Raw genomic sequence first — 11,990 nt, forward strand, 5'->3', positions numbered from 1 at the left:
AAGCTGATGTCCACCACCTGGCATGTTCTCGGCGCCGGCAGCCTCGGCACGTTGTGGGCCACGCGCCTGGCGCGGGCCGCCGTGCCGGTGCGGCTGATCGTGCGCGATTCCACGCGACTGCAGGCCTATCAGGCGGCTGGCGGTCTGACGCTGGTCGAACACGGTGCAGAGCTGCGTTTTCCGGTACCCGCCGAAACACCCGACAGCCAAGCACCCATCCATCGCCTGTTGGTTGCCTGCAAGGCCTACGACGCGGAACAGGCCGTGGCACAGCTCGCGCCCCGACTGGCACCCGACGCCGAGGTGATCCTGCTGCAGAACGGCCTGGGCAGCCAGGACGCCGTGGCGGCACAGGTGCCGCAGGCGCGCTGCATTTATGCGTCAAGCACTGAAGGCGCCTTTCGCGACGGTGACTGGCGTGTCGTCTTTGCCGGGCACGGGTTTACCTGGCTGGGAGATGCCAGCCACCCCGTCGCACCGATCTGGCTGGACGACCTCGACGCTGCAGGCATTCCCCATGAGTGGAGCACCGACATCCTCACCCGGTTGTGGCGCAAACTGGCGCTCAACTGTGCGATCAATCCGTTGACGGTGCTGCACGATTGCCGCAATGGCGGGCTGCAGGCGCACCACTGTGAGGTCGCCACCCTGTGCGGTGAACTGATCGAGCTGCTTGAGCGTTGCGGCCAGCCGGCTGCTGCGGAAAACCTGCAACAGGAGGTTGAACGGGTGATCCACGCCACCGCTGCCAACTATTCCTCGATGTACCAGGACGTCAACAACCGGCGCCGCACCGAAATCAGTTACCTGTTGGGTCATGCCTGTAAAGTCGCCGCACGGCATCAACTGAACCTGCCGCACCTCAATCAGCTTGAGTCGAGGTTGATCTCGCGCCTGCACAGCCTTGGATTGCCCAGCGACTGAGCAGCGGCTACGCTGGCCACTTGTTCCTCTGCAGCGATAAACCTGATGCCATTGCGCCAGCGTCTTGAAAACCTCCCTGTCGGCCAGAAACTGCTGGCCGCCCTGTTGGTGCTGTTGACCACTGTACTGCTGGTTGCCAACCTGACCTTTATCAGCGCCGCCTACTACATTTCCCAGGAAAGCATGGCGCCCCAGGCCCTGCAGACCATCGGCCGACTGGTCTCCAACCCGAGCCTGGTGTCCGAGGCACTGGAGTCGCCGCAAAGCGCCCAACGCCTGCTCGATGAGCTCGACAGCTATTCACCGCTGCGCGCTGCCGCACTGTATGACGGCAAGGGCGAGCGCCTGGCGCAGCTGCAACATGGTGATCACCTGAGCCTGCCCAAGCGCTACCGGCACATCGAATCCTGGCAAGTCACCGAATTTCGCAGCAACCAGGTCATCACCCTGCCCCGCCCCGGCACCGCTCCCGGCCACCTTTTGTTGGTGGCGAGCAGCGAGCTGCCCATGGCGTTCTATACCGGGACCCTGACTGCCAGCCTGGGGATCCTGATTTTCAGCGTGCTGCTGTGGCTGGTCATCGCGCGGCAGATCAAACGCCTGATTACCCGGCCGATTCATCAGCTGGAGGAACTGTCCCGGCAAGTGACCCGGGAAGAGAACTACGCCCTGCGCGCCTCCCGGGGCAATCACGATGAAATCGGCAGCCTGGCTGAAGCGTTCAACACCATGCTCTCGCGGATCGAAGCCCGGGAGCAGCAACTCAAGCGCGCCCGTGATGACTCCCAGGCCGCGTATGCCCAGGCCCAGGGCCTGGCCGAAGAAACCCGTCACACCAATCGCAAGCTGGAACTCGAAGTCCAGGTGCGGAGCAAGATCGAGAAAAAGCTCACGGGCTTTCAGAATTACCTCAACAGCATCATCGACTCCATGCCATCGGCGCTGATCGCCCTCGACGAACAGCTTTACGTAACGCAGTGGAACCAGGAAGCCAGCGCCCTTTCCGGGACGCGCCTGGACGAAGCCTTGAACCAGCCGATCTTCCTCGCCTTCGAACCACTCAAGCCCTTTCTGCCGCAGCTCAAGCAAACCGTGGAGCAGCACACGGTGGCCAAGATCGAGCGCGTGACCTGGGTCAAGGACGATGAACCCCGCCACTACGCCCTGACCTTCTATCCGCTGATGGGCGGCGCCGGGCGCGGCGTGGTGATCCGCATCGACGACATCACCCAGCGCCTGTCCCTTGAAGAAATGATGGTGCAGTCGGAGAAAATGCTCTCCGTCGGTGGCCTCGCCGCGGGCATGGCCCACGAAATCAACAACCCCCTCGGCGCGATCCTGCACAACGTGCAGAATATCCGCCGCCGGCTGTCCCCCGATCTGCCCAAGAACCTGGAACAGGCCGAGCAGATCGGCATCGAGCTGTCGACCGTCAACCAATACCTGCAAGCGCGTGAAGTGCCACAACTGCTTGATGGCATCCAGCAGGCCGGCGCCCGGGCGGCGAAGATCGTTACGCACATGCTCAGTTTCAGTCGCCGCAGCACCCGCCAGATGGCCCCGTGCGATCTGCCTGCGCTGATCGACCAGGCCGTGGAAATCGCCGGGAACGACTTCGACCTGGCGATCGGTTTCGACTTCAAGGGCCAGGCAATCATTCGCCAGTTCGACCCGGCCCTGGGGCCGGTACCCGGCACCGCCAACGAACTGGAACAGGTGCTGCTCAACCTGCTGAAAAACGCCGCGCAAGCCATTCACCAGCGTGAAGACGACAGCGAACCAGGGCGGATAATTCTGCGTACCAGGCTCAATCCGCCGTGGGCGGAGATCCAGGTCGAAGACAACGGCATCGGCATGAGCGAAAGCGTGCGCAAGCGTACCTTCGAACCGTTTTTCACCACCAAGGAAATCGGTCAGGGTACCGGCCTTGGCCTGTCGGTCTCATACTTCATCATTACCAACAACCACAAGGGCCAGATGGAAGTGCAATCGACCCTGGGCCAAGGCACCTGCTTTACCCTGCGCCTGCCATTGGCGAGCACCCCGCTCGTCTCTCAAGAACTCAACCAGCTATCGAGGTAACCATGGGCTTTCGCCTGTCGAAGATTTACACACGTACCGGCGACAAGGGCGAAACCGGCCTGGGCGACGGGCGCCGTGTGCCCAAGGACCATCCGCGGATTGAGGCCATTGGCGAAGTGGATACGCTGAACAGTCAGGTCGGCGTTTTACTGGCAGGACTGGCGGCAGAAAGTGCCCGGAATTCGGGTTTGAATGAGGTGATCAAGGTATTGGCACCGTGTCAGCACAGGCTGTTCGACCTGGGCGGTGAACTGGCGATGCCGGAGTATCAGGCGTTGAATGCCGCAGAGATTGAACGCCTGGAAGCGGCAATCGATGTGTGGAATGAAGAGCTGGGGCCGCTGGAGAATTTCATTCTGCCGGGCGGTTCGGCGTTGATTGCCCAGGCCCATGTCTGCCGTAGCCTGGCCCGCAGTGCGGAGCGCCGGTGTCAGCATTTGAATGCTGTGGAGCCGTTGGCCGGGGTGGGGTTGGCTTATATCAATCGGCTGTCGGATTTGTTGTTTGTGGTGGCGAGGTTGATTGCCCGGCGTCAGGGTGTTGCCGAGATTTTGTGGCAGCCGGCGGCGAAACCAGAGGCTTAGTCAGCGCATTCACTGGCCCCATCGCGAGCAGGCTCGCTCCCACAGTTGATTTTTAGTGTTCACAAATATTGTGTTCACAGAAATCCATTGTGGGAGCGAGCCTGCTCGCGATTAGGCCAGCAGCCTCACCGCAGAATCATGCCTCAGGCCAGAACGCCCGAATCCCCGCCACACCTTGGGCACCAGCAGCCCAAGCCTTCTGAACTTCCGCAGGACCAACCCCACCCAGCAGGAACACCGGCCTGCTGAAACCCTCGATCAAGGTCGACGCCTGCTCCCAACCCAGCGGCTCAGCCCCCGGATGCGTCAAGGTCGGCTGCACCGGCGACAAGGTCACGAAGTCCACGCCCATCTCTTCGGCCAACGCCAGTTCCTCGGCGTTATGGCAAGACGCCGCCAACCAGCGCGATGCCGGCAACGGCCGACCGGCAGCCGCGTACTTGCGCAACTGTGCCGAGGTGATGTGCCAACCAGCGGAAGGAAAATCCCCCAGCCACTCGAAAGGCCCCTTGATCATCAACTGCGCCTTGCCGGCACACAGACCCACTGCGTCCACCGCCAGATCGCGGTACTTGGGGTCGTAACCGTTTGGCGCGCGCAGCTGGATCAGCTTGATGCCGCCCGCGATGGCTTTCTGGATCCCTCGCAACAGGGCTGGGGTTTCCAGGTCTTCAGGCGTGATCAGGTACTGCTCGGGCAAACGCGCGGCCGCCACGATTGGCCGGTTGGCCTCGGGGAACTCGTAACCCGACAGCTCACGCGCCGTCACCCAGGCCAATGGCTGGCCTTCGGCGCCGTGAGGCTCGCCGGTAAACGTCGAGACTTCCCAGACATCCAGCAAAACCTGCTTGTCCGGGTAGTCGTGGCGGACCTTGATCAACGGGCGCGCCGCGCCGACCACGATACCCAGCTCTTCCTGCAGCTCACGGGCCAAGGCGCTTTCGACCGACTCGTCGGCCTCGACCTTGCCACCGGGAAACTCCCAGAGACCGCCCTGGTGCTGAGTGTCGGCACGGCGGGCGATAAGGATCTTGCCACTGCTGTCACGGATGACGGCAGCCGCTACGTGTACTCGTTTCACCGCTCGATCTCCTCCAGGCCGGCCTTCTGCCAGGCCTTGAACGCGGGCCATTGGTAGAGGGTTTCAACATAGGCTTCGTCGGCTGCCGACAGCTTGACCTGATAGGTCCGCAGGCGCACGGCGATGGGTGCGAAAAACACATCGGCAAGGCTTATGTGACCGAAAAGGTACGGGCCAGGCTCGGCCGCGACAGCGCGGCATTCAGCCCACAACGCCGACATGCGCTCGATGTCTGCCTGCACATCCGCCGGGAGTGGCGACAGCGGCGCGTCATGGCTCAGATCGAATGGCATGTTGCCGCGCATGGCGAAGAATCCGCTGTGCATTTGCGCGCACGCCGAACGCGCCTGGGCACGGGCAGCGATGTCTTTAGGCCACAGGCCCGCTTGGGGGAACTGTTCCGCCAGGTACTCGGCAATCGCCAGGGAGTCGGCGATGGTGCCGTGCCCGGTCTTGAGCAATGGGACTTTGCCGGTTGGCGAATGCTTGAGCAGACGCTCGCGGGTGTCCGGCTGGTTCAGCTTGATCAGTTCTTCGGTGTAGGAGGCGCCGGTCAGATCGAGGGCCAGGGCGCCGCGCAGGGACCAGGAGGAAAGCAGTTTGTCGCCGATGATCAGGTGCAGGCTCATGTTCAAGAGTCCTCAAGCATAAAGGAATCCTGTAGGAGCTGGCTTGCCAGCGAAAACGGTAGCGGCCTCGGCACATCTATCACGGCAGAGGACGCCTTCGCCGGCAAGCCGGCTCCTACAGGTTTTGCACCGTTACGTACGGTACTCGGCGTTGATCTTCACGTACTCGTGGGACAGGTCGGTGGTCCAGATGGTTTCGCTGCAATTGCCGCGACCCAGTTCGATACGGATGGTGATTTCTTCCTGCTGCATCACCGCCGCGCCCTGGGCTTCGGTGTAGGTTGCAGCGCGGGCGCCACGGCTGGCGATGCACACTTCACCGAGGAACACATCGATCTTGCTCACGTCCAGGTCCGGTACGCCGGCACGGCCGACAGCCGCGAGGATGCGGCCCCAGTTCGGGTCGGAAGCGAACAGTGCAGTCTTGATCAATGGCGAGTGGGCCACGGTGTAGCCGACGTCCAGGCACTCCTGGTGGTTGCCGCCGCCGTTGACTTCAACGGTAACGAATTTGGTCGCGCCTTCGCCATCGCGCACGATCGCCTGGGCCACTTCCATGCATACTTCGAACACCGCTTGCTTGAGCTTGGCGAACAACTCGCCTTCGGCACGGGTGATTTCCGGCAGCGCCGCCTGACCGGTGGCGATCAGCATGCAGCAGTCGTTGGTCGAGGTGTCGCCGTCGATGGTGATGCGGTTGAAGGACTTGTTGGCGCCGTCCAGCATCAGGTTTTGCAGCACATCGCGGGCAACCTTGGCGTCGGTGGCGATATAACCCAGCATGGTCGCCATGTTCGGGCGAATCATGCCCGCGCCTTTGCTGATACCGGTGACGGTGATGGTCACGCCGTCGTGCTGGAACTGGCGGCTGGCACCCTTTGGCAGGGTGTCGGTGGTCATGATGCCGGTGGCGGCAGCTTCCCAGTTGTTCTCTGACAGATCGTCGAGGGCGGCTTGCAGTGCGCCTTCGATTTTCTCGACCGGCAGTGGCTCGCCGATCACGCCAGTGGAGTACGGCAGCACCAGGCTGGCATCGACACCGGTCAACTCCGCCAGCTTGGCGCAAGTACGCTCGGCCGCGGCCAGGCCTGGTTCACCGGTACCGGCGTTGGCATTGCCGGTATTGGTCAGCAGGTAACGCACAGGACCTTGCACGCGTTGCTTGGCCAGGATCACCGGGGCGGCGCAAAAGGCGTTCAAGGTGAACACACCCGCCACCGTCGAGCCTTCGGCACAACGCATGACCACAACATCCTTGCGCCCCGGGCGCTTGATACCGGCCGAGGCGATACCGAGTTCAAAACCGGCAACCGGGTGCAACGTTGGCAAAGGACCAAGACCAACAGCCATGAATGCGCTCCTTTATAGATAGATGATGTCTGCACCGCTTCAGCAAAAGCGGTGGTAAAAATGGCAAAACGCCGCGACGGCATGAGCCGGTCGCGGCGCGGGTATTTCAGCGTATGAAACGGGGGTTACTGGATCTGCCCGTGGCAATGCTTGAACTTCTTGCCCGAACCGCAGTAGCACAGCTCGTTGCGGCCCAGCTTCTGCTCGTTGCGAACCGGGGCGGTGGCGAGGGCCACATCGACCTCTTCACCCAACGGCTCCGGTTGCTCAAGGCCAGGGGCTTCTTCATGCAGGAACTGCATGCGCGCCGCCAGTGCCTCGGCTTCCTGGCGCAGGCGCGCCTCTTCCTCGGCCGGATCTTCGCGACGCACCTGAACGTGCGACAACACACGGATCGAGTCGCGCTTGATCGAATCCAGCAGCTCGGAGAACAGCGTGAACGACTCGCGCTTGTACTCTTGCTTCGGGTTCTTCTGTGCATAACCACGCAGGTGGATACCGTGACGCAGGTGGTCCATGGTCGACAGGTGGTCTTTCCACAGGTCATCCAGCACGCGCAGGACGATTTGCTTCTCGAAGGTGCGCAACGCTTCGGCGCCCGCCTGGTCTTCTTTCTCGTTGTACGCGGCGATCAGCTCCTGCATCAGCTTCTCGCGCAGGGTTTCCTCGTACAGGTGATCGTCTTCGTCGAGCCACTGCTGGATCGGCAGCTTCACGCCGAAATCGCTTTCCAGGGCCGCTTCCAGACCCGCCACGTCCCACTGCTCTGGCAGCGATTGCGGTGGAATGTGCGCGCTGACGGTCGCGTTGAGTACGTCCTGACGGAAATCAGCGATGGTTTCGCCGATGTTGTCAGCGGCCAGCAACGTGTTACGCATGTGATAGATCACTTTACGCTGTTCGTTGTTGACGTCGTCGAACTCGAGCAGTTGCTTGCGAATATCGAAGTTGCGGCCTTCAACCTTGCGCTGGGCCTTTTCGATGGCGTTGGTCACCATGCGGTGCTCGATCGCTTCGCCAGGCTGCATGCCCAGGGCCTTCATGAAGTTCTTCACCCGGTCAGAGGCGAAGATGCGCATCAGGCTGTCTTCCAGCGACAGGTAGAAACGGCTGGAACCGGCGTCGCCCTGGCGACCGGCACGACCACGCAACTGGTTGTCGATACGGCGCGATTCGTGACGCTCGGACGCGATCACCTGCAAACCGCCCGACTCGAGCACTTGCTGGTGACGTTTCTGCCAGTCGGCCTTGATCTGGGCAATCTGCTCAGGGGTCGGGTTTTCCAGCGAGGCCACTTCTACTTCCCAGTTGCCGCCCAACAGGATGTCGGTACCGCGACCGGCCATGTTGGTGGCGATGGTCAGTGCACCCGGGCGACCGGCCTGGGCGATGATCTCGGCTTCTTTTTCGTGGAACTTGGCGTTCAGGACCTTGTGCTCGATGCCTTCCTTGTTCAGCAGGTCGGACATGCGCTCGGAGGTCTCGATGGTCGCCGTACCTACCAGTACCGGACGGCCCGCGGCCATGCTTTCCTTGATGTCAGTGACAATTGCCGCGTATTTCTCGTCGGCGGTCAGGAACACCAGGTCGTTGTAGTCTTTACGGGCCAGCGGCTTGTTCGTCGGAATGACGATGACCTGCAGGCCATAGATCTGATGGAACTCGAACGCTTCGGTGTCGGCCGTACCGGTCATGCCGGACAGTTTGTTGTACAGACGGAAGTAGTTCTGGAACGTGGTCGACGCCAGGGTCTGGCTTTCGGCCTGGATGTTCAGGTTTTCCTTGGCTTCGATGGCCTGGTGCAGGCCTTCGGACAAGCGACGACCCGGCATGGTACGACCGGTGTGTTCGTCGACCAGCACGACCTGACCGTCCTGCACGATGTATTCAACGTTGCGATGGAACAGCTTGTGCGCGCGCAGACCGGCATAAACGTGAGTCAGCAGGGCCAGGTTGTGTGCCGAGTACAGGCTCTCGCCTTCAGCCAGCAGGCCGAGACGGGTCAGCGCGTCTTCGACGAACTGGTGACCGGCTTCGTTGAGTTCGACCTGGCGGGTCTTCTCGTCGACGGTGTAGTGGCCGGCCTTGGTGACTTCGCCTTCGACTTCTTCGACGTGCAATTCCAGCTGCGGGATCAGTTTGTTGATCTCGATGTACAGCTTGGAGCTGTCCTCGGCCTGACCGGAAATGATCAGCGGGGTACGGGCTTCGTCGATGAGGATGGAGTCGACTTCGTCGATCACGGCAAAATTGAGTTCGCGCTGGAATTTTTCTTCCATGCTGAACGCCATGTTGTCGCGCAGGTAGTCGAAACCGAATTCGTTGTTGGTGCCGTAGGTGATGTCGGCGGCATAGGCCAGGCGCTTCTCTTCCGGCGGCTGGAATGGCGTGACCACGCCGACCGTCAGTCCGAGGAATTCGTAGAGCGGACGCATCCAGTTGGCGTCACGACGGGCCAGGTAGTCGTTCACCGTCACAACGTGCACGCCCTTGCCGGACAATGCGTTGAGGTAAACGCCCAGTGTTGCCACCAGGGTCTTGCCTTCACCGGTACGCATCTCGGCGATCTTGCCTTCATGCAAGGTCATGCCGCCGATCAGCTGAACGTCGAAGTGGCGCATGCCCATGACGCGCTTGCCGGCTTCACGGGCGACCGCGAAGGCTTCCGGCAACAGCTTGTCGAGGGTTTCCCCTTTGGCGAAGCGGGCCTTGAACTCATCCGTCTTGGCACGCAATTGATCGTCCGAAAGGGCCACCATTTGCTCTTCGAAGGCATTGACGAATTGCACCGTCTTGAGCATGCGTTTGACTTCACGCTCATTCTTGCTTCCAAAAAGTTTCTTTAACAAAGGCGCAAACATATCGGCAGGATCTTCCACACTAAAGGGATGGAGGGCGGCCCCGTGAGTCGCCCGAGCAGCCCTCATGGCCGCATGCGAACGAGCATTCTACCCGGAAACGGTGGTGAGGAAAGTGGCGTTATTCCACGATGCTGGCACAGCGTTGTAACGGGGCTCACTTAAAATAAGGGCAAATAGCTGAACTTCAAGCCATTCACGGCAGAAGTTACTTGTTGATTTAATGGGTAAAGCGCGCGCAAAGCAATGGGTCGGGCGCATCCGGTGCTTTCTGCTACCATGGCGGCTCTGTTACTTCAGGTGTCTGATCATGGCATTTCGCCCTCTTACGGCCAGAGCACCCGCCGTTCTGCTTCGCGAAGCCAAGCCGCTCAAGGCCATACTCGGTCACGCTCAACGCCTGGGTCATTTGCAGCGTTTGCTCGAAAGCCAGTTGCAGCCCGCCGCGCGCGCGCATTGCCACGTGGCGTCCTGGCGCGAAGGCAGTTTGTTGCTGATTGTCACCGACGGTCATTGGGCCACCCGCCTGCGCTACCAGCAAAAACGCCTGCAACGGCAACTGCAGATGTTCGACGAGTTCGCCAACCTCACGCGAATCCTGTTCAAGGTGCAACCTCCTACCGTTCAGCAAGGCGCGGCGGGGCATACCATGGATTTATCCAATGATGCGGCCGCGACCATCCAGGCCACGGCCGACGGGATCAGCGATCCGAATCTGCGGGCGGCGCTGGAGCGCCTGGCGGCGCACGCCAAGTCCAAGGCCTGATTCCCGTACTTGTAGGAGCGAGCGGGCGGCGATCCGACTTGCCCGCGAACCAGACGCTGCAGTACATCTGTCACACCGCGTTTTCGTTCTTCGCGGGCAAGCCTCGCTCCTACAGAAATTACGTCCATCCGAATGTTTTTAGCGGCGTTTGCTGCCGCCCAGCAAGGACCCCATCAACCCGCGCACCAATTGCCGTCCCAGCTGGTTGGCCGCCTGTCGCATCGCCGACTTCAGTGCCTGGCCCGCCGCCGTGCCGAGAAACTCTCCGGCCTGCTCGGTGAAGCTCGGCTCCTGCGCCGCCGGTTTTGCCGGCGCCGCTTCAGGCTCGGGAGCCAGTCCCTTGCGCCCCATCAGCACTTCATAGGCCGATTCGCGATCGATCGGTTTGTCATACCGCCCCTTGCACGGCGAACCGGCTATCAGCAGCGTGCGCTCCGTTTCGCTCAACGGGCCGATGCGTGATTGCGGTGGAGCCACCAACACGCGCTGGACCATTTCCGGTGTGCCTTTTTCCTGCAAGGTACCTACCAGCGCCTCGCCAATGCCCAGCTCGGTCAGCACCGACAGGGCGTCGAACGCCGGGTTCGGTCGGAAGCCGTCGGCCACCGCCCGCAGGGATTTCTGCTCTTTGGCGGTGAACGCGCGCAAGCCGTGCTGGATGCGCAGGCCCAGCTGTGCCAGCACATCGTCGGGCAAGTCGCCCGGTGACTGGGTGACGAAATACACACCCACGCCCTTGGAGCGAATCAGTCGCACCACTTGTTCCAGTCGATCCTGCAGCGCCTTGGGCGTGCCGGCGAACAACAGATGCGCCTCGTCGAAAAACAGCGCCAGCAGCGGTTTGTCCGCATCGCCGCGTTCAGGCAGTTGCTCGAACAGTTCGGCCAGCAGCCACAACAGGAAAGTCGCGTAGACCTTCGGCGCCTCATGCACCAGACGACTGGCATCAAGCAGGTGAATGCGCCCGCGGCCATCGGCGGTCGGTTGCAGGATGTCCTCCAGTTGCAGCGCCGGTTCGCCAAACAGCGCTTCCGCGCCCTGCTGTTCGAGGGTTGCCAGGCGTCGTAGCAAGGCCTGACTGGAGCCGGTGGTCATCAGCGCCGCGTCATCACCCAGCAGTTCGGGGTTGTCCTTGAGGTGATTGAGCAGTGCCTTGAGGTCCTTCAGATCCAGCAGCAACAGGCCTTCGCGATCGGCCACCTTGAACGCGGCATACAGCGCCGACTGCTGGCTGTCGGTCAATTCCAGCAGGCTGCCCAGGAGTAACGGCCCCATTTCGCTCAATGTCGTGCGCAACGGATGACCGGACTGACCGTGAATATCCCACAAGGTCACCGGATACGCCGCAGGCTTGTAGTTGAGCCACGGCATGCCGGCAATCCGCTCGGCGACCTTGCCCTGGGGGTTGCCGGCAGCGCCCAGGCCGCACAGGTCACCCTTGATGTCGGCAGCAAACACCGCCACCCCGGCATCGCTGAAGGCTTCGGCCAGACGTTGCAACGTGACGGTCTTGCCGGTCCCGGTAGCGCCCGCGATCAATCCGTGGCGGTTCGCCAGGCGCATGGCCTGGGCGATCGGCTGCCCCGCGAGATCGGCGCCGATAACAAGTTGCAATGAATCAGGCATTTGGTCACCCATGGTTAATCTTTGGTCCTACACGGCCGATAGAAATATCGACAAAGCAGACAGACACAAATTTGTCGGACATTTCCCTTA

General features: G+C 61.6%; 9 protein-coding genes. 4 read left to right on the forward strand and 5 right to left on the reverse strand.

Annotation, left to right across the window (positions count from 1 at the left end):
* Positions 1-6 precede the first annotated feature (6 nt).
* The 3 genes from HFK74_RS21100 to HFK74_RS21110 are packed head-to-tail and all read left to right on the forward strand — an operon-like array spanning position 7 to position 3,590.
* Positions 7-924 (forward strand): putative 2-dehydropantoate 2-reductase, encoded by a 918-nt coding sequence (locus HFK74_RS21100; RefSeq protein ID WP_180205186.1) that lies wholly within the window; start codon positions 7-9, stop codon positions 922-924.
* Positions 925-969: 45 nt separating this feature from the next.
* Positions 970-3,006 (forward strand): ATP-binding protein, encoded by a 2,037-nt coding sequence (locus HFK74_RS21105; RefSeq protein WP_180205187.1) that lies wholly within the window; start codon positions 970-972, stop codon positions 3,004-3,006.
* Between the two features lie 2 nt (positions 3,007-3,008).
* Positions 3,009-3,590 (forward strand): cob(I)yrinic acid a,c-diamide adenosyltransferase, encoded by a 582-nt coding sequence (locus HFK74_RS21110; protein ID WP_180205188.1) that lies wholly within the window; start codon positions 3,009-3,011, stop codon positions 3,588-3,590.
* 136 nt (positions 3,591-3,726) lie between these two features.
* On the opposite strand, the gene HFK74_RS21115 is transcribed toward HFK74_RS21110, so the two are convergent.
* From HFK74_RS21115 to secA, 4 genes are all read right to left on the reverse strand, one after another.
* Complete coding sequence (locus tag HFK74_RS21115; protein WP_180205189.1) at positions 3,727-4,671, reverse strand: Nudix family hydrolase; 945 nt, start codon at positions 4,669-4,671, stop codon at positions 3,727-3,729.
* On the reverse strand, positions 4,668-5,300 hold the full coding sequence (locus HFK74_RS21120; RefSeq protein ID WP_180205190.1) for a glutathione S-transferase family protein: 633 nt from the start codon (positions 5,298-5,300) through the stop codon (positions 4,668-4,670). The genes HFK74_RS21115 and HFK74_RS21120 overlap by 4 nt, the downstream gene beginning before the upstream one ends.
* A gap of 132 nt (positions 5,301-5,432) precedes the next feature.
* Positions 5,433-6,650 (reverse strand): bifunctional glutamate N-acetyltransferase/amino-acid acetyltransferase ArgJ, encoded by a 1,218-nt coding sequence (gene argJ, locus HFK74_RS21125; protein ID WP_180205191.1) that lies wholly within the window; start codon positions 6,648-6,650, stop codon positions 5,433-5,435.
* A gap of 125 nt (positions 6,651-6,775) precedes the next feature.
* The gene (gene secA / locus HFK74_RS21130) at positions 6,776-9,511 is read right to left on the reverse strand and encodes a preprotein translocase subunit SecA (protein WP_180205192.1); all 2,736 of its coding nucleotides are present in this window, start codon (positions 9,509-9,511) and stop codon (positions 6,776-6,778) included.
* A 307-nt stretch (positions 9,512-9,818) separates the two neighbouring features.
* On the opposite strand from secA, the gene HFK74_RS21135 reads away from it, so the two are divergent.
* The gene (locus HFK74_RS21135; protein ID WP_180205193.1) at positions 9,819-10,274 is read left to right on the forward strand and encodes a DUF721 domain-containing protein; all 456 of its coding nucleotides are present in this window, start codon (positions 9,819-9,821) and stop codon (positions 10,272-10,274) included.
* A 138-nt stretch (positions 10,275-10,412) separates the two neighbouring features.
* Here the strand turns inward: HFK74_RS21135 and HFK74_RS21140 are convergent, their stop codons facing one another.
* Positions 10,413-11,900 carry a helicase HerA-like domain-containing protein gene (locus HFK74_RS21140; protein WP_180205194.1) on the reverse strand — a complete coding sequence of 496 codons (1,488 nt, stop codon included), beginning with the start codon at positions 11,898-11,900 and terminating at the stop codon, positions 10,413-10,415.
* Positions 11,901-11,990 lie beyond the last annotated feature (90 nt).

It is taken from the genome of Pseudomonas sp. SbOxS1 (genome assembly GCF_013416725.1).
Lineage (GTDB): Bacteria > Pseudomonadota > Gammaproteobacteria > Pseudomonadales > Pseudomonadaceae > Aquipseudomonas.